Annotated in this window: 25 protein-coding genes; 8 read left to right on the top strand and 17 right to left on the bottom strand. The window is 69.6% G+C overall.

All coding sequences use genetic code 11. The annotated features are described in order from the left end of the window. Positions 1 to 39: 39 nt before the first annotated feature. The 3 genes from C7416_RS15435 to C7416_RS15425 form a co-directional block, all read right to left on the bottom strand. The gene (locus tag C7416_RS15435; protein WP_111519727.1) at positions 40 to 1,086 is read right to left on the bottom strand and encodes a lipase secretion chaperone; all 1,047 of its coding nucleotides are present in this window, start codon (positions 1,084 to 1,086) and stop codon (positions 40 to 42) included. Next, positions 1,073 to 2,194, bottom strand: a complete 1,122-nt coding sequence (locus C7416_RS15430) for an esterase/lipase family protein (RefSeq protein ID WP_111519726.1) — start codon at positions 2,192 to 2,194, stop codon at positions 1,073 to 1,075. The genes C7416_RS15435 and C7416_RS15430 overlap by 14 nt, the downstream gene beginning before the upstream one ends. Positions 2,195 to 2,283: 89 nt before the next feature. Then, positions 2,284 to 3,171: a flagellar brake protein gene (locus C7416_RS15425; protein WP_111519725.1), complete on the bottom strand. Its 888-nt coding sequence runs from the start codon at positions 3,169 to 3,171 to the stop codon at positions 2,284 to 2,286. A gap of 244 nt (positions 3,172 to 3,415) precedes the next feature. On the opposite strand from C7416_RS15425, the gene C7416_RS15420 reads away from it, so the two are divergent. Together C7416_RS15420 and C7416_RS15415 are read left to right on the top strand one after the other, a co-directional pair. Next, positions 3,416 to 4,132: a FadR/GntR family transcriptional regulator gene (locus tag C7416_RS15420; protein WP_111519724.1), complete on the top strand. Its 717-nt coding sequence runs from the start codon at positions 3,416 to 3,418 to the stop codon at positions 4,130 to 4,132. Positions 4,133 to 4,177: 45 nt separating this feature from the next. Next, positions 4,178 to 5,284: an NAD(P)/FAD-dependent oxidoreductase gene (locus C7416_RS15415; RefSeq protein WP_111519723.1), complete on the top strand. Its 1,107-nt coding sequence runs from the start codon at positions 4,178 to 4,180 to the stop codon at positions 5,282 to 5,284. On the opposite strand, the gene C7416_RS15410 is transcribed toward C7416_RS15415, so the two are convergent. The 5 genes from C7416_RS15410 to C7416_RS15390 form a co-directional block, all read right to left on the bottom strand. After that, a complete protein-coding gene (locus C7416_RS15410) occupies positions 5,206 to 6,477 on the bottom strand; it encodes an MFS transporter (protein ID WP_111519722.1) in 1,272 nt (423 codons plus the stop codon). The genes C7416_RS15415 and C7416_RS15410 overlap by 79 nt on opposite strands. 1 nt (position 6,478) lies before the next feature. After that, on the bottom strand, positions 6,479 to 7,588 hold the full coding sequence (aroC, locus tag C7416_RS15405; RefSeq protein WP_111519721.1) for a chorismate synthase: 1,110 nt from the start codon (positions 7,586 to 7,588) through the stop codon (positions 6,479 to 6,481). A gap of 84 nt (positions 7,589 to 7,672) precedes the next feature. Continuing rightward, positions 7,673 to 8,407: a glutathione S-transferase C-terminal domain-containing protein gene (locus C7416_RS15400; RefSeq protein WP_111519720.1), complete on the bottom strand. Its 735-nt coding sequence runs from the start codon at positions 8,405 to 8,407 to the stop codon at positions 7,673 to 7,675. Positions 8,408 to 8,428: 21 nt separating this feature from the next. Beyond that, positions 8,429 to 10,327 carry an MFS transporter gene (locus C7416_RS15395; RefSeq protein ID WP_111519719.1) on the bottom strand — a complete coding sequence of 633 codons (1,899 nt, stop codon included), beginning with the start codon at positions 10,325 to 10,327 and terminating at the stop codon, positions 8,429 to 8,431. 178 nt (positions 10,328 to 10,505) lie between these two features. Continuing rightward, positions 10,506 to 10,952, bottom strand: coding sequence for a CBS domain-containing protein (locus C7416_RS15390; protein ID WP_012352517.1), 447 nt, complete (start codon positions 10,950 to 10,952; stop codon positions 10,506 to 10,508). A 258-nt stretch (positions 10,953 to 11,210) separates the two neighbouring features. On the opposite strand from C7416_RS15390, the gene C7416_RS15385 reads away from it, so the two are divergent. The 3 genes from C7416_RS15385 (at position 11,211) to C7416_RS15375 (ending at position 13,767) form a co-directional block, all read left to right on the top strand. Further along, positions 11,211 to 12,527 (top strand): O-acetylhomoserine aminocarboxypropyltransferase, encoded by a 1,317-nt coding sequence (locus tag C7416_RS15385; RefSeq protein WP_111519718.1) that lies wholly within the window; start codon positions 11,211 to 11,213, stop codon positions 12,525 to 12,527. Continuing rightward, positions 12,527 to 13,351, top strand: coding sequence for an alpha/beta fold hydrolase (locus C7416_RS15380; protein ID WP_111519717.1), 825 nt, complete (start codon positions 12,527 to 12,529; stop codon positions 13,349 to 13,351). Before C7416_RS15385 ends, C7416_RS15380 begins: the two co-directional genes overlap by 1 nt. Before the next feature lie 98 nt (positions 13,352 to 13,449). Beyond that, complete coding sequence (locus C7416_RS15375) at positions 13,450 to 13,767, top strand: Mpo1-like protein (RefSeq protein ID WP_111519716.1); 318 nt, start codon at positions 13,450 to 13,452, stop codon at positions 13,765 to 13,767. A gap of 96 nt (positions 13,768 to 13,863) precedes the next feature. Here the strand turns inward: C7416_RS15375 and C7416_RS15370 are convergent, their stop codons facing one another. Then, positions 13,864 to 15,210, bottom strand: coding sequence for a YihY family inner membrane protein (locus C7416_RS15370; RefSeq protein ID WP_111519715.1), 1,347 nt, complete (start codon positions 15,208 to 15,210; stop codon positions 13,864 to 13,866). Between the two features lie 185 nt (positions 15,211 to 15,395). Here C7416_RS15370 and wrbA point away from each other — a divergent pair, with 185 nt between their 5' ends. Genes wrbA through C7416_RS15355 form a run of 3 tightly spaced genes read left to right on the top strand, consistent with a single transcriptional unit; the run spans position 15,396 to position 17,840 of the window. Next, positions 15,396 to 15,998 carry an NAD(P)H:quinone oxidoreductase gene (gene wrbA, locus C7416_RS15365; protein ID WP_111519714.1) on the top strand — a complete coding sequence of 201 codons (603 nt, stop codon included), beginning with the start codon at positions 15,396 to 15,398 and terminating at the stop codon, positions 15,996 to 15,998. Beyond that, a complete protein-coding gene (locus C7416_RS15360) occupies positions 15,995 to 16,402 on the top strand; it encodes a DUF2069 domain-containing protein (protein WP_111519713.1) in 408 nt (135 codons plus the stop codon). The genes wrbA and C7416_RS15360 overlap by 4 nt, the downstream gene beginning before the upstream one ends. Before the next feature lie 19 nt (positions 16,403 to 16,421). Further along, on the top strand, positions 16,422 to 17,840 hold the full coding sequence (locus C7416_RS15355; RefSeq protein ID WP_111519712.1) for an FAD-binding oxidoreductase: 1,419 nt from the start codon (positions 16,422 to 16,424) through the stop codon (positions 17,838 to 17,840). 12 nt (positions 17,841 to 17,852) lie between these two features. Here the strand turns inward: C7416_RS15355 and C7416_RS15350 are convergent, their stop codons facing one another. The 8 genes from C7416_RS15350 to C7416_RS15315 all read right to left on the bottom strand — a co-directional run bounded on the left by C7416_RS15350 (position 17,853) and on the right by C7416_RS15315 (position 26,461). Continuing rightward, the gene (locus C7416_RS15350; protein ID WP_111519711.1) at positions 17,853 to 18,731 is read right to left on the bottom strand and encodes an N-formylglutamate amidohydrolase; all 879 of its coding nucleotides are present in this window, start codon (positions 18,729 to 18,731) and stop codon (positions 17,853 to 17,855) included. 2 nt (positions 18,732 to 18,733) lie between these two features. Continuing rightward, the gene (locus C7416_RS15345; protein ID WP_111519710.1) at positions 18,734 to 19,771 is read right to left on the bottom strand and encodes a porin; all 1,038 of its coding nucleotides are present in this window, start codon (positions 19,769 to 19,771) and stop codon (positions 18,734 to 18,736) included. Between the two features lie 164 nt (positions 19,772 to 19,935). Next, on the bottom strand, positions 19,936 to 20,895 hold the full coding sequence (locus tag C7416_RS15340; protein ID WP_111519709.1) for an ABC transporter ATP-binding protein: 960 nt from the start codon (positions 20,893 to 20,895) through the stop codon (positions 19,936 to 19,938). Further along, positions 20,892 to 21,854, bottom strand: coding sequence for an ABC transporter ATP-binding protein (locus C7416_RS15335; protein ID WP_111519708.1), 963 nt, complete (start codon positions 21,852 to 21,854; stop codon positions 20,892 to 20,894). The genes C7416_RS15340 and C7416_RS15335 overlap by 4 nt, the downstream gene beginning before the upstream one ends. A 10-nt stretch (positions 21,855 to 21,864) precedes the next feature. Continuing rightward, positions 21,865 to 22,818 carry an ABC transporter permease gene (locus tag C7416_RS15330; protein WP_111519707.1) on the bottom strand — a complete coding sequence of 318 codons (954 nt, stop codon included), beginning with the start codon at positions 22,816 to 22,818 and terminating at the stop codon, positions 21,865 to 21,867. A 60-nt stretch (positions 22,819 to 22,878) separates the two neighbouring features. Beyond that, entirely contained in the window at positions 22,879 to 23,850 is a 972-nt protein-coding gene (locus C7416_RS15325) for an ABC transporter permease (RefSeq protein WP_111519706.1), read from the bottom strand. A gap of 39 nt (positions 23,851 to 23,889) precedes the next feature. Beyond that, positions 23,890 to 25,518: an ABC transporter substrate-binding protein gene (locus C7416_RS15320; protein WP_111519705.1), complete on the bottom strand. Its 1,629-nt coding sequence runs from the start codon at positions 25,516 to 25,518 to the stop codon at positions 23,890 to 23,892. Positions 25,519 to 25,702: 184 nt separating this feature from the next. Further along, positions 25,703 to 26,461: an IclR family transcriptional regulator gene (locus C7416_RS15315; protein ID WP_111519704.1), complete on the bottom strand. Its 759-nt coding sequence runs from the start codon at positions 26,459 to 26,461 to the stop codon at positions 25,703 to 25,705. Between the last annotated feature and the right edge of the window lie 142 nt (positions 26,462 to 26,603).

Raw genomic sequence — 26,603 nt, 5'->3', positions numbered from 1 at the left:
TTTTCCGGTGCCGTTTTTTTTATGCGACCGTGGCGTGCGTTAGCGTGCCTGCCGCCGCGCTGCCATCGCCTGGTCGACCACCTCCGCCTGCAGCGCCTCGCTGGGATTGTCGAAAGCCTGCCTGCGCAGCGTCTCCAGCTGCAGCCGCCGATCCTGCTCCGACAACCCCGCGAACGCCTCGATCTGCGCGCGGCGCGCAGCGTAGTCGTCGTAGCGCTGCTGCCATGACTGCTCGGCCTGCGCCTGCTGCTGGTAGCGCTGCGCCACCTCGGGACCGTATGCCTGCGCCAGCGCGGCGCCGATGTCCTGCGTGGTGCGTCCAGCCCCCTGCAGGTGTGAGAGGGTCTGGCTGATGGCCTGCGGGCGCGCGCTGGCTGCGCGTGCGGCACGCAAGGGTTCAGGCAGCGTGGCGTCGAGCTCGGCCAGCCGCTGCCGCCGCTGCGCGTCGTCCAGGCCGGCCTGCGCCATGACCTCCAGCCGCGCCAGCATGGCCTCGTCATAGGCTTGATCGTCGCCGAACCACGCCTGTGCGACCTCGGGCAGCCAGCGCTGGCGCGCGGCATGGCGCTGCGCCAGCAGCGCGCGCAGCTGCCGCACCTGCTCCGCATCGAGCGTGCCGTCCGCGTCCGCCAGCGGCTTGCGCGCAGCCTCGGGCTGGATCTCGGCCAGGCAGGCCACGTAGCGGCGCCACAGCTGCCACGCCTGTCCGGCCGCTGGCTGCGGCACATGGCGGCGAATATCGTCATGCACTACCGCGTCGAGCGCATCGATGCCGCCGGCGTCGTGGCGCGCACTCAGGAAATAATCGAAATAGCTGCGCAGCGCGCGGGTCAGCCGCAGGTTGCCCGCGGCATCGGCCTCGGGACCTGCGGGCATCTCCACGCCGGCGAGCGATGGCCAGGTGGAGGCGCCAGCGGGCGCCGGATGCGCCGATGACGCGGATGGACGCGCAGCGGCGGCCACCGCCGCCGGCCGCGGCACGGGCGCCGGGTCCGCCGGCATGGTCAGCCAGTACACCGCAGCGGCCGCGGCGCCGGCCGGCAGCAGGGCCAGCCAGAACCGCGGCGCACGCTCACAGCTGGTCATTGCGCAGCCGGTTGGCGTGGTTCAGGATGACCGTGCGCGGATCGGCATCCTGGTACAGGCCGGCCATCTGGTTGACCTCGTCGAGATGGTTCCAGTAGTAGCCGGTGGCCAGCACCCGGCCCCACTTGCTGCTGCACACCGAGACCAGCCCGTCATTGGCGCCGGCGCCCTTCAGCGCCATCAGCCCTGCCGAGGTCGACATCATCACCGTGGACGGGTCCAGCAGGTTGGAGCGCAGAAGGCTGAGGGGCCCGCCCTGCCCGGTCCACGAATACGCGGCTTGGGTATGGATGACGAGGTTGCCAGTGGCATCGCGCGCCTGCCGCTGCTCGGACACGGCGCCGGCGCTGTCGCAGTCCGCGCCCAGCGCCGACCTGGTGCCCGGCACCAGCGTGGCGTCGAGCCGCGCATTCTGTTCGGCCGCGCCACGCGTGGTCAGGCTCTTGAGCGAGGCCAGCGCATCCTGGTCCAGCGCCTGGCCGTTGCTGATGCCGTTGAACCAGCCGACGGTATCGAACACGCCCTGGATCAGGCTGACCAGCACCGGTCCGGCAATCGGGATGGCGCCGATGCCCTGGATCAGGTCGAGCACGGTGTCGGCCACTTCGCTGCCGCGGTGCGGGCTGCCGATGGTGGTCACCGAGGCCACGTCCTGCGGCGACATCGCCGCCAGCACGCGCGAGGTGGGCCCGCCCTGGCTGTGGCCGATCAGGTTGACCTTGTCGGCGCCGCTTTCCAGCTTGACCGCGCGCACATAGGCCTGCAGCGCCAGCGCGCGCTCGGCATCGCTGTTGAATGATGGCACCGTGGCGACATAGACCTGCGCGCCATGGGCCCGCAGCACTTCAGGAATGCCATACCAGTAGTCGAGCACGCCGGCCATCTTCGCCGCGCCGGTCAGGCCGTGGACCAGCACGATCGGGTAGCGCGTCTTTGCGTAGTCGCCATTGGCGGTGACCGCGGCGACGGGTGCCGGCAGCGCCAGCATGGCTGCGGCGGCCAGCGCCGCGGCGGTGCCTGCCAGCCTGCCTCGGGAATTGCGGGACTGCTGCTGCGTGCGTGCTACGGGCGTGCGTTGCCCGCACGCTTGGGGTTCGCCGTGCTCCATCTGGTCTCCTCGGTGGTGGGTCTTTTTATGTTGGAAGCAGTAAAGACGGCCCGCCCCGTGGAGACAATCAAAACATTAGCGGATTCCCTCTAAACGGCCGCTACCGCGGCGGGTTGCACCGGCATGCGGGTACTGGAGAGCAGCTGTTCGTAGATGTAGCACTGCAGCAGCGTCAGTTCGCGCTCGGCCAGCACATCGAAGGCCACGCCGAATGCGGGAAAGTCGGCATCGTCGCCGGCGGCCCCGGCTGGCGCCATGCGGACCCAGCCATCGATCACCACCTCGCTGTCCAGCGACGCGGTACGCAGGTTGAAGCGCAGGCGCACGCGGCTGCCGGGTGCGGGCGCCGGCGCCGTGGTCTGCACCAATGCGCCACCGGTGCTGAGGTCGGACAGCAGCGACAAGCGCGCGGCGCTGCCGCAGCTACCCTCGTCATCGCCAGGTTCGGTAAGGTACGCGGCCAGGCGGGTCGGCACGCGCGCCGCCTTGCGCACCGGCGTCGCGTGCTGCTGCACCGGCGCGGACAGCACCAGGTAGCGGAACGGGCTGCGGCACACGGCGGTGATGGTCGAGGTGAAGCTGTGGATGGCCTGCCCGGAAAAGCCGCGCAGCACCACGCCATCGCCGGCCTGCAGCGGCAGGTCGCGCCCGCCCAGCTGCGGCCAGGTGACAAAGAGGCCCTGCTCGATAAAGCCGATCAGGCGGCTCGCGGCCGGCCGCGCAGCCTCGCCATCCAGCTTGATATGCAGCAGCGTGCCGACCTGCAGGCCGAGCGGCCCGGTGGCGGGGCGCAGCTCGTCGTCAGTCTCGTCGCCGGCATCGTCGCGGCACACCGTGCCGTGGTGGAACACCAGCGCCAGGTCGCGCGCATCGGGGATGATGTTGCCGCTGCCGAGCACGAGGTTGCCATCGCCATCGAGCAATGACCAGGGCAGCGGATGGCCGACGGGAAGATCGTTAGGGGTGAGCTGGATCATGGCTGTTTGCAGTTGGCCCCGGCGTGGGCGCGCTGGGACGCGACGAGCCCTGGGCGGAACTGATGCATGGATTCCGCCGCCTGTATTGGGTTGCTATCGGCGTCCGCACGGCGAAATTAAGTGCCGGGCAACGGACACCAAAGGCCGCATGTGTAGCATCGGTTACCTGCCGCAAGCTTGACGCGCCGCAAAGTTGGGGCCAGAATCGCAGAAAGCTGTCAGACAGCCTGACATATCGAACGCCATGAACACTCTCCTGCCCCGCCCGGCTTCGCTTGCCACACGCATCGCGCAGACCCTGCATGACGACATCCTTGCCGGCCGCTACGGCGCGGGCGCGCGCCTGCCGGCCGAATCCGCGCTGGCCGAGGGCTTCGGCGTCAGCCGCCCGATCGTGCGCGAGGCCATTGCCCAGCTGAAGGCCGACGGCGTGCTGGTCACGCGCAAGGGCTCCGGCGCCTATGTCTCGGACACCCCGGGCGGCCAGGCCTGGCGCGTGGCCAGCGCGCCCGATGGCGGCCCGACGCTGGCCCAGCTGTTCGAGCTGCGCCGCGTGGTGGAAACCGCCTGCGCCGAAATGGCGGCGCAGCGGCGCACCGCCGCCGACATCGACGCGATCCGCGCCGCGCTGGCGGCAATGCAGGCGCAGGCCGACGGGCACGGCGACATGGCCAGCGCCGCCGCGGCCGACATGGCGTTCCACCATGCCATTGCCGAAGCCGCGCACAACCCCTGCTTTACCGGGCTGACCGATTTCGTCAGCCAGCAGATGCTGGCCGCGCGCCAGCGCGCGTGGGAGAACACCGCGCGGCTGGGCAGCGCCACCGGCGCGCCGCGCGCCGCCGACCAGGAACACGCGGCGCTGGCCGAAGCCATTGCCGCCGGCGACGCCGCGGCCGCGCGCAACGCCGCGCAGCAGCACCTGGCCGCCGCCGCCGCGCGCCTGGGCCTGCCCGCCTGAACCGGGATATATCGAGACCCCTGAACCCTGAAGCAAGGAACAACCATGGAAACAGTGGATTGCGTCGTGATCGGCGCCGGCGTGGTGGGACTGGCGATTGCGCGCGCCCTTGCGCTGCAAGGCCGCGAGGTGATCATCCTGGAAGCCGAGAACGCCTTCGGCACCATCACCAGCGCACGCAACAGCGAGGTCATCCATGCCGGCATCTACTATCCGGCGGGCTCGCTCAAGGCGCAGCTGTGCGTGCGCGGCAAGGCCATGCTGTACGACTACTGCGCCAGCCGGCACGTCGCGCACCAGCGCTGCGGCAAGCTGATCGTCGCCACCAGCGCGGCGCAAGTGGCCACGCTCGAAGGCATCCGCGCCAGGGCGGCCGCCAACGGCGTGGACGATCTGCGCCTGATCGACCGGGCCGAAGCGCAGGCGCTGGAGCCGCAACTCCAGTGCGAGGCGGCACTGCTGTCGCCATCGACCGGCATCGTCGACAGCCACGGCCTGATGACGGCGCTGCTGGGCGATGCGGAAAACGCCGGCGCGATGCTGGCGGTGCAGTCGCCGGTGCTGGGCGGCGCGGTCACGGCGGACGGCATCAGGCTGGAGATCGGCGCGGAAGACGGCAGCACCACCACGCTGCTGGCGCGCACGGTGGTCAATTCGGCCGGGCTCACGGCACCGGAGCTGGCGCGCCGCATCGACGGCATGCCCGAAGCCCATATCCCGCCGCAGTACTACGCCAAGGGCTGCTATTTCACGCTGGCCGGCCGCGCGCCGTTCTCACGGCTGATCTATCCCGTGCCCGAGGCCGCCGGACTTGGCGTGCACCTGACCATCGACCTGGGCGGCCAGGCGCGCTTCGGCCCCAATGTGCGCTGGATCGACGAGATCGAATACGGCGTGGATGCGGCCGACGCCGACGCCTTCTATGACGAGGTGCGGCGCTACTGGCCGGGACTGGCCGACGGCGCGCTGCAGCCCGGCTACGCCGGCATCCGCCCCAAGATCAGCGGTCCGCACGAAGCCGCCGCGGACTTCCGCATCGACGGCCCCGCCGTGCACGGCGTGCCGGGGCTGGTTCACCTGTTCGGGATCGAATCGCCGGGGCTGACCTCGTCGCTCGCAATCGCCGAGCGGGTCTGCGCGGCGCTGGACTGAAGCGCGCCGTCGCCTTCCGCGCGAAAGCTCATCGCGGCGCAAAAGGCGCCCGCCGCCGCGGCCACGGCGGCGAGCCCGAAGGTGTGCGCCGGCGCCAGCGCGTTCCAGGTCCAGCCCATCGCCAGCCCGCCGAGCGTGCCGCCGACGCCGTAGGAGATGCCGGTGTACAGCGCCTGGCCGCGCCCCTGCAGCGGCCCGGCAAACCAGGCCTGCAGGCGCTTCAGGCTGGCGCTGTGGTGCGCGGCGAAGGTCGCCGCGTGCAGCACCTGCACCAGCGCCATCAGCCACGCCAGTTGGGCGAAGTAGCCGGTCAGGCCGAAGCGCAGTGCCGCCAGCACGAAGGTGCCCGCCAGGATGGTGCGCAGCGCCAGGCGCGCGAACAGCAGGCCCTGGTAGTAGAAGAACACGATCTCGGCGACCACGCCGATGGTCCACATCATGCCGATGGCGAACTTGCTGTAGCCCAGCGTCTCCAGCCACAGCGAGTAGAACACGTAGAGCGCGGCGTGCGCGAACATCATCAGGAAGGCCGACGCCAGGAACCAGGCCACGTCGGGGCGGCGCAGCAGCGGCAAGGCGCGCGGCGGCGTCGTGCGCGGGCCTTCGTCGGCGGCGTCGCGCATGGTCAGCACCACCCCGGCCAGGATCGCCAGCACCGCGCTCGCCACCCACGGGAACGCGCGCATGCCGACCGCCTCGAACAGCGCCCCGCCGGCCAGCACCGCGCCGATAAAGCCCAGCGAGCCGAACATGCGGATACGGCCGTAGCTGTGGTCGAAGGCGCCGTAGCGGCGCAGCGTGGAAATGGTCAGGGCATCGCCCAGCGGCGACATTGCGCTGGTCAGCAGGCTCAGCGTCAGCATCATCGCCATCATGCCGCCGTAGCTGCCGACGCCCGGCAGTACCAGGAACGCCAGCAGCGAGGTGAACGCGCTCACGCGCAGGATGCGCACGCGCGTGTGCATCATGTCGGAGAGCCAGCCCCACAGGTAGGGCCCGGCGATGCGGCTGACCTGGAAGCTCGCCATCAGCACGCCGATCTGCACCGGGTCGAAGCCGCGGTCGGCGAAGTACAGGCTGACGTAGGGCGAGATCAGGCCGACGTAGCCGTAATAGCCCAGGTAGAAGAGCCCGAAGCGGGCATGGTCGGGGCCGCCGGCCCCGCCTTGGCCGCCCGCGCGCTGCGGCGTCAAGTCAGCGGGTCTGGCCGGCCTGCGCGGGGATGCGCGGCGTTTCGACGCTGACGTCGCCGCACTGGGCGCGGTGGCGCAGCGCGTGGTCGATCAGCACCAGCGCCAGCATGGCCTCGGCGATCGGCGTGGCGCGGATGCCCACGCACGGGTCGTGGCGGCCGAAGGTTTCGACCGTGGCGGCGTTGCCGGCCTTGTCGATCGATTCGCGCGGGGTGCGGATCGACGAGGTCGGCTTGATCGCCAGCGACACGGTGATGTCCTGCCCGGTGGAGATGCCGCCCAGCACGCCGCCGGCGTTGTTGGTACGGAAGCCCGCGGCGGTCAGCTCGTCGCCATGCACGCTGCCGCGCTGCGCGACGCTGTCGAAGCCGGCGCCGATCTCGACGCCCTTGACCGCGTTGATGCCCATCATCGCGTGCGCGATATCGGCATCGAGCTTGTCGAACAGCGGCTCGCCCAGGCCCACCGGCACGTTGCTGGCCACCACCTCGATGCGCGCGCCGACCGAGTCGCCGTCGCGGCGCAGCGCGTCCATATAGGTTTCCAGCTCGGGGATGATGTCGGCGTTGGCGGCGAAGAACGGGTTCTCCGGCACATGCGACCAGTCGCTGAACGGCACCGCGATCTCGCCCAGCTGCGACATATAGCCCCGGACCTCGGTGCCGTACTGCTCGCGCAGCCACTTCTTGGCCACCGCGCCGGCCGCCACTACCGGCGCGGTCAGGCGCGCCGACGAGCGGCCGCCGCCGCGATGGTCGCGGATGCCGTACTTCTGCCAGTAGGTGTAGTCGGCATGGCCCGGGCGGAAGGTCTCGACGATATTGCCGTAGTCCTTGCTGCGCTGGTCGGTGTTGCGGATCAGCAGGCAGATCGGGGTGCCGGTGGTCTTGCCCTCGAACACACCGGACAGGATCTCGACCTGGTCGGGTTCCTTGCGCTGGGTGACGTGGCGCGAGGTGCCGGGCTTGCGGCGGTCCAGGTCGCCCTGGATATCGGCCTCGGTCAGCGCCAGGCCCGGCGGGCAGCCGTCCACCACCGCGCCGATGGCAGGCCCGTGCGATTCGCCGAAGGTGGTGACAGTGAAAAGCAGGCCAAGGGTGTTGCCGGACATGATGGAAACCGCACAGGAATTGGGGACGGCCTCCATTGTAAGGCCAATGGCCGGGCTCGGGCGGGCCTCGGCGGCGTCGGCAGGTCAGGCGGCGACGCCCTGTGCCACCGGCGCGGCGGCCAGTTCCGGGTAGAACTCGGCGCGCATCCGGTCCATATAGGCCACCAGGTTGGCGTGCCCCTCGGCCGCGGTGCGGATCGGGGTGTCGAATACGGGGCACAGCAGGCTGCCGGCAAAGGCGAACAGCGTGGCATCGGCCCCGCACGGCTGGTCGCCCATCAGGTAGCGCTTGTCGCCCAGGATGTCGGCGATCGAGGTCACGCCCTTGCTCGCCAGCGCCACCAGCTCTTCCTCGCTATGCCGGCCCAGGCCCTGCCCCCACAGCGTCTTGCGCACCTTGTAGCGCACCAGGCGCTCGGCCAGCCCGCGCACCGGCGCCGGCACGCTGCGGAAGAACTGGGCCGGGCCCTTGTCGAAATTGGCCTGGTCGAGCCAGCGCACCCTTGCCACCGCCCAGTAGAGATGGTCCTCCATCAGCTTCTCGGCGGCCCAGGCGATGCCGCGCTCGGCCGGGCTCAGGCCCGCGTCGAAGTCGATGTGGTAAGTCTTCTCGATATGCCACCGGATCATGGTGGAATCGGCCACGATCCGGCCCATGTCGTCCAGGTACGGCAGCTTGCCCTTGGGCGCGCGCCGCAGGCTGCCGCGGCGCGCCGTGTATGGCAGGCCGGCCAGCTTGAGCAGCATCTCGGCCTTGGTGACGAAGGGGCTGGCATCGGGCAGCCCGAAGGCGGGGCCGAAGGTGTAGAGGGTAATCATCGGGGATCGCCTTTGCGTCGGCTAGCGCCAGTCGCCGCGCAGGGCCTGCACCATCTGCTGCAGGCCTTCGGGCGTGGCCGACTCGGGCGGCACCGGCTCGCCCACCACCAGCTCGAGCCGGTTCAGGATGCCGCGCCGGAACGGGCGCGACATCGCCGGCGCGCCCTTGCGCGAGAAAAAGCTGCCCCACAGCCCGCGCAGCGCCATCGGCACCACCGGCACCGGCGTGCGGCGGATGATCTGCTGCACGCCCTGCTTGAACGGATTGATATCGCCGGTGGCGGTGATCTTGCCTTCGGGGAAGATGCAGACCAGGTCGCCGTCGTCCAGCGCCTGCGCCACGCTGTCGTAGGCGCGCCTGAGCATCTCGGGGTCCTGGTGCGCCGGCGCGATCGGGATCGCGCGCGCCTGGCGGAAGAACCACGACAGCAGCGGCACCTTGAAGATGTTGTGGTCCATCAGGAAGCGCACCGGGCGCGGGCTGCACGCCATCAGCACCACCGCATCGGCAAAGCTGACGTGGTTGCACACCAGCACCGCCGGCCCCTCGGCGGGGATGCGCTCGGCGTTGATGCGGCGCAGGCGATAGAGGGTATGGACCAGGATCCACGCGATAAAGCGCAGCAGGAATTCCGGCACCAGCGAGTAGATGTAGACCGCCACCACCGCATTGAGCAGCCCCACCACCAGGAACAGCTGCGGGATGGTGTATCCCGCCTGGGTCAGCGCCACGCCCAGCAGCGAGGCGGCGATCATGAAGAAGCTGTTCAGGATGTTGTTGGCGGCGATGATGCGGGCGCGGTGCGTGGGCGCGCTGCGGCTCTGGATCAGCGCGTACAGCGGCACGCTGTAGAAGCCGCCGAACATCGCCAGCAGGAACAGGTCGGCCAGCACGCGCCAGTGATGCGGCGCGGCCAGAAAGGCGCCGATGCCGCTCAATGCGGCCGGCGCCTGCCCCTGGCTGGCAAAGTACAGGTCGACCGCGAACACGGTCATGCCGATCGAGCCGAACGGCACCAGGCCGATCTCGACATGGCGTCCGGACAGGCGCTCGCACAGCAGCGAACCTGTGCCGATGCCCAGCGAGAACACCGCCAGCAGCAGCGTCACCACGTTCTGGTCGCCGCCCAGCACATCCTTGGCATAGCTGAAGAACGAGGTCAGGAAGGTCGCGCCGAGGAACCACAGCCACGAAATGCCGAGCAGGCTCAGGAACACGGTGCGGTTGCCGCGCGCCAGCACCAGGTTGCGCCAGGTTTCGGAAAACGGGTTCCAGTTGATGCGCAGGTCCGGCTGCGGCGCCGGCGACGCCGGGATGCGGCCCGACACCAGTCGCCCGGCCACGGCAATGGCCACGCACACCGCGCCCACGTACAGCGGACCAACGATGGCGCCGCCCTGCTGCAGCCCGGCCAGCTCGCCGCCGATCAGCGTGCCGATCAGGATCGCGACGAAGGTGCCCATCTCGACCAGCCCGTTGCCGCCGACCAGCTCGCTCTCGTCCAGGTGCTGCGGCAGGTAGGCAAACTTGACCGGCCCGAACAGCGTGGAATGCAGCCCCATCAGGAAGGTGCCGGCGTACAGCAGCGGCGCGCTGTGCCAGGCAAAGCCGGCCAGGCCCAGCGCCATGATGGCGATCTCGAGCGACTTGACCAGCCGGATCAGGCGCGACTTCTCCAGCTTGTCGGCGATCTGCCCGCTGGTGGCCGAAAACAGCACGAACGGCGCGATAAAGATGGCCGAGATCAGGAACGCCGCGCTGCGCGCGTCGACGCCCTCGAACAGCGCCGTGTGGTACGTCACCAGCGAGGTGAAGGCGACCTTGAACACGTTGTCGTTCATCGCCCCCAGGAACTGGGTCCAGAAGAACGGCGCGAAACGGCGCAGGCCGAGCAGTCGGAACTGGCTGTGTTGGCTCATGGAGGGGCCGGTCGGTGGCGACCGCCAACGGGAATGGGAACGCCGGCTAGTGTGCCGCAGCCGCGGCCTTGCCGCCACCTTGCCGCGGCCAGGCGGCGGCAACCGAGGGTATTTCCGCAGGCGGCTTCAGCACGCTTGGGGGGCTTTCGGCGGACTCAGCCGGCGCGGCCCGGCGCCCTCACTCGGCGCGCTCTTCCGGCCAGTCGCGGATATAGGCCTTGAGCATCTTGTTTTCGAAGCTCTGGTCCTCGACCACGGCCTTGGCGACGTCGTAGAAGGAGATCACGCCCATCAGCGTCCGGTTGTCCAGCACGGGCAGGTAGCGGGTGTGACGCTCCAGCATCATCCGGCGGACCTCGTTGACGTCGGTTTCCATAGTGCAGGTCAGCGGCGCATCGTCCATCACCTTGCGGATGCTGCTGGTGCCGACGTTGCCGTTGTTGCGGGCCAGGGTCTCGATGATCTCGCGGAAGGTCAGCATGCCGACCAGGTCGCCGTACTCCATTACCACCAGCGAGCCGATATCGTGCTCGGCCATGGTGTGCACGGCAACCAGCAAGGAGGTGTCAGGCGTCACGGTATAGAGCGTATTGCCCTTGATCTGGAGGATGTCGCTGACTTTCATGTTGGTCTCCGCTGCCTGCGCTCACACTGAGCTGAAACTGAGGGTATCGCGCCGGCCGTGGCACCGGGGGCGATACCGGTCACATTGTTATCTGTCTATGGGTGTGCGGGCACCGTGTGCCCGTTGGCCGATGCTAGCCCAAACCCGCCGCCAAAGTAAAGCGGGAGGCCGGTTTGCGGGCGGGTGGGCGGGTGAGCGCGCGTGGGCGGGCGCACGATGCTACGATGCTGGCCGGAGACAACTCAAGGCCGACCGACCATGTCCGGAACCCGCTTCGACACGCTGGCGCTGCACGCCGGCGCCGCGCCCGACCCCGCCACCGGGGCCCGCGCCACCCCCATCCACCTGACCACGTCCTTCGTGTTCCGCGACAGCGAGCACGCCGCGTCGCTGTTCAACATGGAGCGCGCGGGGCACGTCTACTCGCGCATTTCCAATCCCACCGTGGCGGTGCTCGAGGAACGCATCGCCGCGCTCGAGAACGGCGCCGGCGCCATCGCCACGGCCTCGGGCCAGGCCGCGCTGCACCTGGCGGTGGCCACGCTGATGGGCGCGGGCTCGCATATCGTCGCGTCGTCGGCGCTGTACGGCGGCTCGCACAACCTGCTGCACTACACCCTGCGCCGCTTCGGCATCGAGACCACCTTCGTCAAGGCGCGCGACATCGACGCCTGGCGCGCCGCCATCCGGCCCGATACCCGGCTGCTGTTCGGCGAGACGCTGGGCAACCCCGGCCTCGACGTGCTCGACATCCCGACCCTGGCGCAACTGGGCCAGGACCATGGCATCCCGCTGCTGGTCGATTCCACCTTCACCACGCCCTACCTGCTGCGCCCGTTCGACCATGGCGCCGGCCTGCTCTATCACTCGGCCACCAAGTTCCTGGGCGGCCACGGCACCACCATCGGCGGCGTGCTGGTCGAGGGCGGCACCTTCGACTTCGAGGCCTCGGGGCGCTTCCCGGAGCTGTCCGAGCCCTACGAGGGCTTCCACAACATGGTGTTCACCGAGGAAAGCACGGTGGCCCCGTTCCTGCTGCGCGCGCGCCGCGAAGGGCTGCGCGATTTCGGCGCCTGCATGAACCCGATGGCGGCGTGGCAGCTGCTGCAAGGCGTGGAGACGCTGCCGCTGCGCATGAGCCGCCATGTCGACAACACCCGCAAGGTGGTGCAGTTCCTGGTCTCGCATCCGATGGTCGAGTCGGTGTCGTACCCGGAGCTGGAATCGCACCCCGACTACGAACTGGCCAAGCGCCTGCTGCCGCGCGGCTGCGGCGCGGTGTTCAGCTTCAACCTGAAGGGCAACCGGCTGGCCGGCCAGCGCTTTATCGAAAGCCTGTCGCTGTTCTCGCACCTGGCCAATGTCGGCGACGCGCGCTCGCTGGTGATCCATCCGGCCTCGACCACGCACTTCCGCATGGACGCGGCCGCGCTGCGGTCGGCGGGCATCACCGAAGGCACGATCCGACTGTCGGTCGGCCTGGAAGATGCCGACGACCTGATCGACGATCTCAAGCGCGGCCTGAAGGCGGCCGAGAAGGCCATGGGCGCCGGCAACAAGGGAGGGCAAGCCTGATGGAACTGAACCTTGCCGGCCAGCCGGCCTACGCCTATACCGGCGGCAAACCGTTCGATCCCGCCCTGCCCTGCGCCGTCTTCGTCCACGGCGCGCAGAACGACCACAGCGTCTGGGCGCTGCAGACGCGCTGGTTCGCCAACCATGGCTTCTCGGTGCTGGCGGTGGACCTGCCCGGGCACAACCGCAGCCAGGGCGCGCCGCTGGCCACGGTCGAAGCCATGGCGGACTGGGTCATGGCGCTGGTGGCCGCCGCCGGCGTCACCGCGCCGGCCTTCGTGTTCGGCCACAGCATGGGCTCGCTGATCGCGCTGGAATGCGCGGCGCGGCATCCGCAGGCGGTGCGCGGCATCGGCCTGCTGGCCACGGCCTATCCGATGAAGGTCTCGGACGCGCTGCTGGACGCCTCGCTGAACCGCGAGGGCGACGCCATCGCCATGGTCAACACCTGGTCCCATTCCAGCCTCGCCAACAAGCCGTCGTCGCCAGGCCCTGGGGCGTGGATGCATGGCGGCAGCCAGCGGCTGATGGAACGGGTGTCGCGCAACAACCCGCAGGCGCATGTGTTCCACAACGACTTCTCGGCCTGCAACGCCTATGCCCATGGGGAAGAAGCTGCCGCGGCGGCAGCGTGCCCGGCGCTGTTCATCACCGGCAGCAAGGACATGATGACCTCGCCCAAGGCGGCCCAGGCGCTGGCCGGCAAGATGCGCAACGCGAGCGTGGTGACGGTGCCGTGCGGCCATGCGCTGATGGGCGAGCGTCCGGATGAAGTGCTGGATGCGCTGGCGGCGTTCGCGCGCAAGGTGGTAGCGGCTGGCTGACGCCGTTCCCTGGACGGCCGCTACGCCGGCGGCCATCCGCCCTACATCGCGGCGCGGAAGGTCTACACTGCAGCAAACAAGACCTGCCGGAGACAGCCATGGCCCACGCCCGCGCACGCGAGTTCGAGAATTTCGCGGCCTTTTATCCCTACTACCTGAGCGAACACCAGAACCGTACCTGCAGGCGGCTGCATTTTGCCGGCTCGACGGTGGCGCTGCTGTGCCTGGTGGCGCTGGTCGTGACCGGCAATTTCTGGTGGCTGCTCGCTGCGATAGTGGCGGGCTATGCGTTTGCCTGGGTCGGGCATTTCGGGTTCGAGAAGAACCGGCCGGCTACGTTCCGGCATCCCGTTTATAGCCTGATGGGGGATTGGGTGATGTATTTCGATATCTGGCGGGGGAGGATTCCGTTTTGATCGGTTAGCCCATGCGATTGGGTGCTCCCTCTCCCGCGCGCGGGAGAGGGGAGCAAACCGGCAAGCGGCCAGCGTGGTCGGCGATGAGCACCCCACTCACACTTGCCCATGCCACCCCGGCGGCACCACCTCCAGCGCACGCCGCGGTCGCTGCCCGTCGCCATCGCCGGCCGTCGGCGGCAAATCCACCGGCTGCTGCCGGAACACCGCTTCCAGCGTCTGATCCAGCTGCGGATTGTCCAGGATCGACTTGAGCGCATCGGCGCCGCGCAAATGCTGCGCCAGCGCCGTGCGCGGCAGCCGCGGCAGATTCAGCACCAGCCGGTCGTGCAGCGTGCGCAGCGTCACCTGCGACGGGTCGCACAGCAGCGCCCAGTGGGCCTGGCCGCGCTCCTGCTGAAGGCGGCCGACCAGGTGCATGGCCTTGAGCTTGTCCAGCAGGCTGGACAGGTAGTCGGCCTCGACCCGCAGCTTGCGGCTCAGGTCCAGTTCGCCGACGCTGCGCGGGACTTCGTCGCGGGCGCGGTAGAGCAGCAGCAGCACGCCCAGCGCGTCGAAGAACTCGCTGCCGGCAAAGCTGCGGCGGCGCCAGTAGCCCTGCCGGATCACCGGCAGGTTGGCGGCGATGGTCGCGCCCAGCAGCGTCACCAGCCAGCTCAGGTAGATCCATAGCAGGAACAGCGGCAGCGCGGCGAAGGTGCCGTAGACCGCGGTGTAGGCCGGGATCTCGGTGATGAAATAGCCGAACCCGCGCTTGGCGAACTCGAACGCCACCGCCGCGACCAGGCCGGCGACGATGGCATCGCGCCACTCGACATAGGCGTTGGGCACCGCCGTGTACAGGAAGGCAAAGGCCAGCGCCGACAGCAGCACCGGCGCCGCGCCCACCAGCAGGCCCAGCCCCACCGGCATGGTGCCGACATAGCCGGCCGAGATCGAGATCAGGTAGGAGCTGATCGACAGGCTGGCGCCGATCAGCACCGGGCCGAAGGTCAGCACCGCCCAGAACACCAGCACCCGCTGCGCCAGCGGGCGCCGCTGCTTGACGCGCCAGATCGCGTTGAGCGCGTCTTCCACCGTCAGCATGGTCAGCACCGAGGTCACCATCAGCCCGGCCAGGCCCATCGCGGTCAGCCCGCGCGCGCTCTTGGCGAACATGCCGAGATAGCGCTGGATCGATTCGCTGACGTTGCCGGGAATCAGGTTCTGGAACAGGAATGCCTCGATGGCGTTGCGGAAGTCGCGGAACACCGGGAACGCGGCGAGCAGGGCGAAGGCCACGGTCAGCACCGGCACCACCGCCAGCACGGTGGTGAAGGTCAGGCTGGCCGAGACCTGCGGCAGCCGGTCTTCGGCGGCACGGCGCAGCGCATAGCGCGCCAGGGCACGCACCTTTTGCAGGTTCCATTCCCGGCGCAGGCGGGCGACGCGGGCTCCAATCATGCGCAAGCAAGCTCCTGGATCGGGTTGGTCGGATCGTCTGTCGAATTCAAGGATGGCCCCGTTGCGCGTGCGGCGCGTGGCCATCGGCAGATGGCGCGGGGGGCGCATCTATAATACGCGCATTGTTGCCGGCATCCTCCCGCATCACCCTTTCGCTGTCCCTTCACCGCCGGCCGTCCCGCTCCATGACCGAGATCCTCGTCCTGTACTACAGCCGCCACGGCAGCACCCGCAAGCTCGCCGAACTGATCGCCACTGGCATCGACAGCGTCGCCGGCGCGCAGGCCCGCCTGCGCACGGTGCCGCCGGTTTCCACCGTGTGCGAGGCCACCGCGCCGGACATCCCCGCCGACGGCCCGCCCTATGCCGAACTGCGCGACCTGGAGGAATGCGCCGGACTGGCGCTGGGCAGCCCCACCCGCTTCGGCAACATGGCCGCGCCGGTGAAGTACTTCCTCGACGGCACCGTGGCCCAGTGGCTGTCGGGCGCGCTCGCCGGCAAGCCCGCCTGCGTGTTCACCGCCACCGGCAGCCTGCACGGCGGGCAGGAGACCACGCTGCTGTCGATGATGCTGCCGCTGCTGCACCACGGCATGCTGATCCTGGGCCTGCCTTATTCCGAGAAGGGCCTGATGACGACGGCTTCCGGCGGCACCCCGTACGGCCCCAGCCACCATGCCCACGGCGACAACCGCGGCCCCGTCACCGAAGACGAAGCGGCGCTGGCCATGGCCATGGGCCGCAGGCTGGCGCAGACCGCGCTGCGACTGGCCGGAGCGCAGGCATGACCCCCGCCGCGGACAGCGACCAGGCCCTGCACAGCCCCTGGCTGTACCGGCTCAGCGTGGGCAGCCTGCTGGCGCTGCTGGTGCTGTGCATTGCCTGGGAATGGTTGCTGGCGCCGCTGCGGCCGGGCGGCTCGTGGCTGATCCTCAAGTTCCTGCCGCTGCTGCTGCCGCTGCGCGGCGTGCTCTCGCGCAACCGCTACACCATGCAGTGGTCGTCGATGCTGATCCTGCTGTTCTTCACCGAAGGCATCGTGCGCGCCACCAGCGACAGCGCGCCCTCGTCCACGCTGGCGTGGGTCGAGGTGGCGCTGACGCTGGTGTTCTTCACCAGCACCATCCTCTACCTGCGCCCGTACAAGCGCCGCGCCCGCGCTGCCGCCAAGGCCGCCGCGCCCAAGTCCTGAACCGCGTCCACCCATCGCCATGACCTCGCCTCAAGACTCCTTCCTCGCACTGTGCCGCGCCGCGCTGGGCCCGCAGCACGTGCTGACCGATGCGGCCGACCAGGCGCCATACCTGACCGACTGGCGCAAGCGCTATCGCGGCGAGGCGCTGGCGGTGCTGCGCCCCGGCACCACCGTGGAAGTCGCCGAGGTGGTCCATGCCTGCCACGCGCACCGGATCGCCGTAGTGCCGCAGGGCGGCAACACCGGCCTGTGCGGCGGCGCCACACCGGTGGCGGGCGCGCCGCAGGTGGTGATCTCGCTGCAGCGGCTCAACCGCATCCGCCAGGTCGATCCGCTCAACAACACCATCACGGTCGAGGCCGGCGTGGTGCTGCAGCAGCTGCAGGAGATCGCGCGGGAGCACGGCCGGCTGTTCCCGCTGAGCCTGGCGGCCGAGGGCAGCTGCACCATCGGCGGCAACCTGTCGACCAATGCCGGCGGCACCGCGGTGCTGCGCTACGGCAACACGCGCGAACTGTGCCTGGGACTGGAAGTGGTGACGCCCTCCGGCGAAACCTGGCACGGGCTGCGCGGCCTGCGCAAGGACAACACCGGCTACGACCTGCGCGACCTGTTTATCGGCGCCGAAGGCACGCTGGGCATCATCACCGCCGCGGTGATGAAGCTGTTCCCGCTGCCGCGCGCGTCGGTCACGGCGCTGGCCGCGGTGCAGAGTCCGCGCGCCGCGCTGGCGCTGCTGGCCATCGCCCAGTCGCACGCCGGCGCCATGCTGACCGGCTTCGAGCTGATGTCGGCGCTCAGCATGACGCTGGTGACGCGGCACTTCCCGCAGCTGCGCTATCCGTTCGCGGACATGCATCCGCAGCTGGTGCTGCTGGAGCTGTCCGACAGCGAAAGCGAGGCCCATGCGCGCGGCATCTTCGAGACCATGATGTCGGCCGCGTTCGACGCCGGCGTGGTCGCCGACGCGGTGGTGGCCGAATCGGTGCAGCAGTCGCGCGACTTCTGGAACCTGCGCGAGCATATCCCGCTGGCGCAGGTGGAAGACGGCAAGAACATCAAGCACGATATCGCCGTGCCGGTCTCGCGCGTCGCGGATTTTATCGAGTGCACCGACGCGCTGCTGCAGAACGCCTTTCCGGGGGCGCGCATGGTCACCTTCGGCCATCTCGGCGACGGCAACCTGCACTACAACGTGGCGCCCCCCGAGGGCGTCGACCACGATGACTTCCTGGCGCACCAGGACCAGGTCAACCGCATCGTGCACGACAGCGTGCGCTCGCACAACGGCTCGATCTCGGCCGAGCACGGCCTGGGCCAGCTCAAGCGCGAGGAAAACCGGCATTACAAGAGCGAGGTCGAGCTCGCCATGATGCGGGCGATCAAGGGCGCGCTGGATCCGTTGGGGCTGATGAATCCCGGCAAGGTGGTGTGAGCGCGCCTGCGCTCAGCGACGCAGTTCGGTGTGGCGCAGTTCGGTCTGGCGCAGTTCGGTCTGGATATAGGCCGCGACGTGCTCGAGCAGCTCGTCGAGATGGCCGCGCAGCACGGCAAAACCCGCATGCTGCGCCAGCGTGGCCTCATCCATGTACAGCGCCCGGTTGATCTCGATCTGCAGGCTGTGACGCCGCTGCGCCGGATCGGCATAGGCGCGGATCAGCTGCGCGCCCTTGTACGGCCAGTTGACGGCCACCTCGTAGCCCAGGCTGCGCAGGCACTCCGACACCAGTTCGATGAACGCCGCCGAGCAAGTCGAGCCGTCGCCGTTGCTGACGACGAAATCGGGCCGCGCCGCGCCGTTGTCGACGTTCATCGCATTGCCGCGTGACTTCATCGAATGGCAGTCGAGATGCCACACCGCGCCGCAGCGCGCATGGTGCTGCGCCAGCAGTCCGGACAGTGCCGCGTGGTACGGATCGTAGTAGGTCTTGAGCAGGTACTCCGCCATATGCGGCGACAGGGTCGCGGCATAGACCGGCACGCCCGGCAGCGCCAGCCGGCGCAGCACGCCCATGCCGCGGCCCGATTTGTCGCTGGGGCGCACGTCATAAGGCATGGCGCCGTCGATCAGGTCGGGATCGATATCGTCGCGGGCGCGGTTGACGTCGACCAGCCAGCGCGGGAAGTCCGCGCACAGCAAGGTGCCGCCCACCTGCGGCGCATGTGCGAAGAGCTGGTCGACATAGGCGTCCCAGCCCGACAGCAGCGCCTCGGGCGGCGCCGCCAGCGGCAGGGTCTCGGCATGCAGCAGGCCGCTGTGCGGGGAATCCACCACCAGCGGCAGCGCCGCGCCGGCCGGTTCAGTCAGCGAAAACGGAAGCGTCATGGTCAGAACTTGTGCTGGATGCCGACGCCCACCGTGGTCACGGTGTCGCCGGACTTGTGCGAGTTGGGATCCTCGCGGTCAAAGAAGACGTAGGGCATGGTGCGCTTGCTCAGGCTGTAGCCGTAGCCGGCCTGCACCTTGCTGAGCCGGCCCTGCGGGTCGCGCTGCACCGCGCGCTGCATGTAGTTGACGGTGAGCTTGTGCGCGCCGTACGGCAGGGAGAAGCCGACCAGCCAGTACGGCACGTCGGTGCGCGTGGTCGCGGTGCCGGCATAGCGGTCGCGCCCGACGATGCCGTAGAGGTTGACCACGGTGAAGTCGTACGAAGCCACCGCCTGCACCTTGTCGCGGAAATCGTTGGCCACCAGGCCGCCGCTCTTGGCATCGCGCGAATAGCCCAGGCCTGCCGCGAACTTGCCGGCGGCGTAGTTCAGGCCCAGGTCGGACTGGCGGAAATCGTCCTCCGCCTGCAGCGGCGGTCGGGTATTGGGCGTGGTCGAATCCGGCCCCGCCAGATTCATGCGCGCCCGCACCGAGAAGCCGCCGAAGCTCGGCGTCATATAGCCCAGCGCATTCGACACGCGGTTGCGCGCGTTCAGCACCCGGGTGCCGATCGCGGTGGCGCCCGCGTCGTGGATGGCGAAGTCGATGTTCTGGGTCACCTGCGAATAGATCGGCGAGCCCACGATCGTGGCCGAATCCAGCCGGCCCAGCGCGATTGCGCCGAAGCCACCCTGCAGGCCGACGAAGGCATTGCGGAACTGCGGATTGGTGGCGACGCCGTTGTCGGCGCCAAAGCCCTGCTCCAGGCCGAATGCCGCGCGCAGGCCGCCACCCAGCTCTTCGCTGCCGCGCACGCCCCAGCGCGAGGCGTTGTCCGTCATCTGCGTGGCGCGGCCATCGGGTCCCTTCTGGTATTCGATGTCGGTGTCGATGCGGCCATACAGCGTCACCGTGGCGTCGGCCGCGGCCGATGCCAGCGCCAGCGCGCCACCGAGGCAGGCGCGTGCGAGTGTGCGCCGGGTGTGGATACCGTTCATGCTGCTGCTCCCCTGTCGTGGTCTGTCATGCAAGAAATCCCCCTTCTGTGGTCCAACTGCCGCGTGTTCTGCCCGCGCAGCGCGCACGCACCCGCCCATCCCGCGCGGGCGGGATGGAAACGTTCAATCGGGAGCGTGATCGGGCCGCGCCGGGCGGCGGCTATCTAGTCATTCAAATGGCAGGCGGACAGGCGTCCGCCGATATCGCGCAGCAGCGGCACTTGTGTCTTGCAGCGCGCGCTCGCGTGCGGGCAGCGCGGATGGAAGGCACAGCCACCGGGCGGCGCCAGCGGGCTGGGCAGTTCGCCGCGGATGGGCTGGTGCGCGGGCGGACTTGCGCCCAGGCGCGGCGCGTCGGCCAGCAACGCGCGGGTATAGGGATGGTTGGGTGCGGCGAACACCTCGCGCGCGGGGCCGCTTTCGACAATGCGGCCCAGGTACATGATCACCACGCGGTCCGACATATGCTCCACCACCGCCAGGTTGTGGCTGATGAAGACATAGGTCAGCGCGTGCTCGCGCCGCAGCTGCATGAACAGGTTGATGATCTGCGCCTGCACCGAGACGTCGAGCGCGGATACGGCCTCGTCGCAGATCAGCAGGCGCGGGCGCAGCGCCAGCGCGCGCGCGATCGCCACGCGCTGGCGCTGGCCACCGGAGAACTCGTGCGGATAGCGCTCGGCATAGCCGCGATCGAGCCCCACCTGCTGCAGCAGTTCGCCGGCGGCCGCGGCGGCGCGCGAACGCTTGACCAGGCCGTGGTAGACCGCGCCTTCGGTAATGGCCTGGCCGATGCGCAGGCGCGGGTTCAGCGACGCATAGGGATTCTGGAACACCATCTGCACCGCGCGGTGATAGGCGGCCGAAGCGATGTCGGCGCGCTGGCCTTCCCATGCGATATCGCCGCCCGTCTGCGGCAGCAGGCCGGCCAGCATGCGCCCCAGCGTGGACTTGCCGCAGCCGGATTCGCCCACCACGCCCAGCACCTCGCCCTGGCGCACCTGCAGCGAGACATCGTTGACGGCGTGCACCGCCTGCACTGGCTTGCCGGCCATGCGCGCGAGCAGGCCGGGCTTGAGCAGAAAGCGTTTCTGCAGGTTGTGCGCTTCGAGCATGACCGTCATGCCGCCTCCAGGGGATAAAAGCAGCGCAGCGTGCGGCCGCGCACAGTGGTTTCGACAGGGACCTGGGCGCACGCGGGACGCGCGCGCGGGCAGCGCGGCGCGAAGGCGCAGCCGGGCGGCAGCGCGGCCAGTGCCGGCGCCGCGCCGGGAATCGCGCGCAGGGTGGCGCCGCGCATCGCCGGCGTCGGCAGCGAATCGAGCAGGCCGCGCGTGTACGGATGCAGCGGCCGGCTGATCAGTTCGGCGACGGGACCCTGCTCCACCACCCGGCCCGCATACATCACGCAGACGCGGTCGACCAGGTCCTTGACCACGGCAAGGTCGTGGCTGATCCAGATCGCGGCGGCGCCGGTCTCGCGCACCAGTTGCTTCATCTCGTAGAGAATCTGCGCCTGGATGGTGACGTCGAGCGCGGTGGTGGGCTCGTCGGCGATGATCAGGTCGGGCCGGTTGATCAGCGCGTTGGCGATCGCCACGCGCTGGCGCATGCCGCCGGACAGCTCGTGCGGATAGGCACGCATGCGCTCCCGCGGCGCCGGGATGCCGACCCGCGCCAGCGCATCGACCGCCTGCGCATGCGCCTGCGCGCGGGTGCGGCGGTGATGAACCAGCACGGTCTCGGCGAGCTGGTCGCCTACGCGCATCACGGGGTTCAACGACATCATCGGGTCCTGGAACACCATCGCGATACGGTCGCCGCGCAGCGCCTGCCACTGGCGCGGCGAACACGCCAGCAGCTCCTGCCCCTTGAAGCGCACCGAACCGCCGGTGACGCGCCCGGGCGGGTCCAGCAGGTTCATCAGCGAGAACGCCGTCACCGACTTGCCCGAGCCGGACTCGCCCACGATCCCCAGTATCTCGCCCGGCTCCAGCGTGAACGACACGCCGTCGACCGCCTTCACCGCGCCGTGCGCGAACGCGAAGCTGGTGCTCAGTCCGGAAACTTCCAGTAGTGCCATGCCGGGCTCCTTACGCTTCCAGCCGCGGGTTGAGCACGCGGCGCAGGCGGTCGCCCACCAGGTTGATCGAGCCGATCAGCAGCACCAGCGCCACGCCCGGGAACACGCTGATCCAGTACTTGTTCGACAGCATGTATTCGAAGCCGTTGGCGATCAGCATGCCCAGAGACGGCTGCGTGCGCGGCAGGCCGATGCCGAGGAAGCTCATGGTGGCCTCGAGCGTGATCGCATGCGCGATCTGCAGCGTGCCGGTCACCACCAGCGGCGCCATGCAGTTGGGCAGGATATGGCGGAACATCACGCGCAGCGCCGGCAGCCCCTGGCCCAGCGCGGCCTCGACATACTCCTTGCGCCGCTCCACCTGCGCCGCACCGCGCACGGTGCGGGCAAAGTAGGCCCATTGCACGATCACCAGCGCCAGCAGGGTCTTGTCGACGCCCTGCCCCAACACCGCCAGCAGGATCAGCGCCACCAGCACCGCCGGCAGGCTCAGCTGCAGGTCGACCACGCGCATGATGGCGGCATCGACCACGCCGCCGAAGTACGCCGCGGCCAGCCCCACCGCGCTGCCCACCATCAGCGCCACCACCGCGCTGATCACGCCCACGCCCACGCTGATGCGGATGCCGTAGAAGATGGCGCTGAGCAGGTCGCGCCCCGCGCCGTCGGTGCCGAGCCAGTAGTGCGCCTGGCCTTCATAGCCCGTGCTGCCCGGCGGCAGCTCGGAATCGATCACCGACACCGTGGCGAGGTCATAGGGGTTCTGCGGGCTGAGCGCATGGGCCAGCACGGCCACCAGCAGCAGCACCAGCAGCAATGCCAGCGCGGCGGCGGAGACGCGGTTGGCGCAGAAGCGCCGCAGCAGCGAAGGCCGTGCCGGCGGCGCGGCGGCCGGCGCCGGCGCCGGCACGAGCGTGGGGAGCGCGGGCACGGCTTCATCGTTTTCGGATAGAGGCAGGGACATCGGTTCGGTCTCGGTCTTCGGTATTCAATCTTCGATAGCGGGGAATGGAGGCGGCAGGGGCTAGGCCGCCTTGTGCCGCAGGCGCGGGTCGAGCACCACGTACAGCAGGTCGACCACCAGGTTCAGCACCACGAACAGCAGCAGCGTGACCAGCAGGTAGGCCACCACCACCGGGCGGTCCAGCGCCAGCACGGAATCGATGATCAGCTTGCCCATGCCGGGCCACGAGAACACCGACTCGGTCACCACCGAGAACGCGATCAGGTGGCCGAATTCCAGCCCGACCACGGTCACGATCGGGATCAGCACATTGGGCACCACGTGGCGCAGCACCAGCCGCGCGCCGCCCACGCCCTTGGCGCGGGCAAACTTGATGTACTCCTGCCCCGCCACCTCGCGCGTGCCGGCCTCGGTCAGCCGCGCCACCAGCGAGATCTTGAACAGCGACAGCGTCAGCGCCGGCAGCAGCAGGAAGCGGATGCCCTCCCAGCTGGTCACCGACAGCGGCACGCCCAGCACCGTGCTGGCCGGCCCGCGCCCGCCCGACGGCAGCCAGCCCAGGTTCACCGAAAACACCAGGATGCCGATCATGCCGATCCAGAAAGTGGGCATGATCACGCCGCCGAGCGAGGCCGCCATCAGCATGCGCGCCAGCCGGCTGTGCGGCTTCAGGCCTGCATAGACGCCCATCGGGATGCCGATGCCGAGCGACAGCAGCAGCGCCGTCACCGCCAGTTCCAGCGTCGCCGGCACGCGGCTGACGATCAGCTCGATCGCGGGCCGGTTGTAGACGAAGGAGTCGCCGAGGTCGCCGTGCAGCGCGCCCGCGAGGAAGCGCAGGTACTGCTGCGGCGCGGGCAGGTCCAGGCCGAGCGCATGGCGCGCCTCGGTGATCTCCTGCTCGGTGGCGGTCGGGCTGACCAGCAGGTGCACTGGGTCGCCGATCAGGTTGACCGCGCAGAACGTCAGCACCGACATGATCCAGAGCACCGCGATGCTCTGCAGCAGCCGTTTGATTAGGGTTTCAAGCATGGTAGGAAGCCGGTGGGATGCGGATACGGGTGGACGCGGTCAGCGTTGCGGCGCGGCCGGTTGCGCCGGGCGGATGTTGCCGGCGTAGGTGAAGCCGTCGCTGCGCGGCTGCACCGCAAGCCCGTCGCGATAGGCCCAGGCGGCGCGCAGGTGATGCAGCGGGACGATGCCGGCGTCGGCCGCCAGCCGCTCCGCCGCGCCTTGCTGCGCCCGCTCGCGCGCGGCCGGCGCCATGGTGCGCATGGCCTGCCCGATCAGCGCGTCGACGGCCGCGTTGGCATAGCCGCTGCGGTTGTTGGCGCCCAGGCCGGCGGCCTTGTCCTGCGCATGCGCCACCGCCACCAGCGGCTCCAGCGAATCGCCGCTGACCGCGCCGATGCCGAGCAGGAAGGCGCTGAACTCCGGCTTGCCGCCGGCGCCGCCCGAGGTGGCGCGGGTGATATAGACCGAATACGGCAGCGTGCGCACCTCGGTGCGGATGCCGGCGCGGGTCAGCATCTGGCCGACCGCCTCGCAGGTCTTGGCATCGTTCAGGTAGCGGTCGTTGGGGCAATGCAGCGTCAGGCGGAAGCCTTGCGGATAGCCGGCCTGCGCCAGCAGCCAGCGTGCCCGCTCCACATCGGCGCGCGGCGCCGGCACCGCCGGGGCGAAGCCGAAGAAGCCCTGCGGCACCATCTGCCCGGCTGGCACGGAATCGCCCTTGGTCACGCGCGCCGCGATCAGGTCGCGGTCGATCGCCAGGCTGATCGCCTGCCGCACGCGCACGTCGCGCAACGGGTTGACCCCCAGCGGCTGGCCCGCGTGGCCCTGCACATAGGGCGAGACCGCGCGGGCCTGGTCCAGCTGCAGGTAGTTCAGCATGTACGAGGTCGCGGAGACCACGCGGATGCGGCCGTTGGTACGCGCAAAGGCCTCGGCAATGCTGGCCGACGAAGCGTCGATCACGTCCACCAGCCCCGACAGCAGCGCCGAGGCCCGCGCCGGCTCCTTCGGGATGAACTGGAACACCACCCGCTGCCACGGCTGCGGCCCGCCCCAGTAACCCGGATTGCGCGACAGCGTCAGCTGCTGGCCATGCTCCCACGCCACCAGCCGGTAGGGGCCGGTGCCGATGGCGGCGCTGCCATGGGCGAAATCGGCCTCGCGCACGCCCGCGCCCAGCGAGCGCGGCAGCATCGCCACCATGCCCACGTTCTGCGGCAGCACCGGGTTGGGCGAGCGCGTGCGCACGCGCAGCGTCAGCGGCCCGGTGACCTCGACCGCAGCGACCGACTTCAGGTAGGTGCGGAAGGTGCGCGCGCCCGGCAGCTTCAGCGCGCGCTCGATCGAGTAGCGCGCATCCTCGGCGGTAAACGGCTCGCCATTGCTGAAGCGCACGCCGGCACGCAGCTGGAACTCCCAGGTGCGATCGTCCAGCTGGTGCCAGCCGGTGGCCAGCAGCGGCATCGGGCGCAACGCGTTGTCCAGGCCGACCAGGGTCTCGTAGACATGGCCCCACAGGTTGCGCCCGGCGGCGTCGAGCACATGGGGATCGGCGGCGCTGATCTCGGCCTTGTAGCCGATGCGCAGGTCGGCTGCGTCGGCGGTGTTCGCGCCGGCAAGCAGCGTCGCGCTGGCCAGGACGGCGGCCGCAAGGCGCGACGCCAGGTTGACGATGGGTCTGGGCATGGTGGGGTGGTTCGCCTCCCGATACATTGTTTCATTCAGTGATACCGTGTATCGAAGGATAAGACATCGAGGCCGGTCCCGATAAGCAGGGTTTACCCCCGAGACGCCCTTCAGGCAAAAAAAACGGCGCCGAAGCGCCGTTTGGGACGGGAAGTGCGCGGGACGTGGCCGCGCGGTATCGGGCTCAGCCGCCCGTGTAGCCGAGTGCCCGCGACAGGCTGGCGGCCTCCGCCACCACCATCGCCACATGCTGGTCCAGCGTCTGCTGCGTGGTGCGGCTGGCCGGGCTGGCGATGCTCAGCGACGCCACCGCCGCGCCGCTGTGGTCGCGCAGCGGCGCGGCGGCGGAGACTGCGTCGGCATCGCGCTCGCCCACCGAGACCGCATAGCCGGCGGCACGGATCGCCGCCAGTTCCTCGCGCAGCGCCTGCGGCTCGATGATGGTCTTGGCGGTGAAGCGTTCCAGCTGTTGCGCCAGCACTGCCTCCAGCACCTCGGGTGCGGCGAAGGCCAGCAGCAGCTTGCCGGAGGCCCCCACATGCAGCGGCCGGCGGTTGCCGATCTCGGTATGCACCCGCACCGACTGCGTCGACTCGTGCCGCGCCACGCAGACCGACTCGAGCCCGTCGCGCACGCGCACGATCACGTTCTCGCCGCAGGCCGCGCCGATCGCTGCCAGCCGCGGGCCCACCAGCTTGACCAGGTCGAACTGTTCGCGCGCGGCATTGCCCACCAGCAGCGCGTTGTAGCTGAGCTTGTAGACCGCCGCCGGCGACTCGCGCGCGATCAGGCCGCGGTGCTCGAGCGTGGTCAGCAGCCGGAACGCGCGCGCCTTGGTCAGTCCGGCGCGCCGTGCCAGCTCGGTCACGCCCAGCGATGGGTGCTCGGCCACCAGCATCAGCAGGCCCAGGGCCTCGTCCACCGCTTCAACGATGTAGGTCATCGATCCTTTTCGTCCAGATTCAGGAATATCCAGCGCAGATTGTAGCGGTCGCTGCAATCGTTCGCGCTGCAAGTGCTTTGCGCCCGGCTCCGATGCAGGGCTCCCTGCCCGGACCGAATACACCCTTCGGCACTTCCGAATA

The sequence above is a fragment of the Cupriavidus phytorum genome (assembly GCF_003254285.1).
Lineage (GTDB): Bacteria > Pseudomonadota > Gammaproteobacteria > Burkholderiales > Burkholderiaceae > Cupriavidus > Cupriavidus phytorum.
The sequence above is the reverse complement of the archived record's forward strand: the minus strand, read 5'-3'. Positions and strand labels throughout refer to the sequence as shown.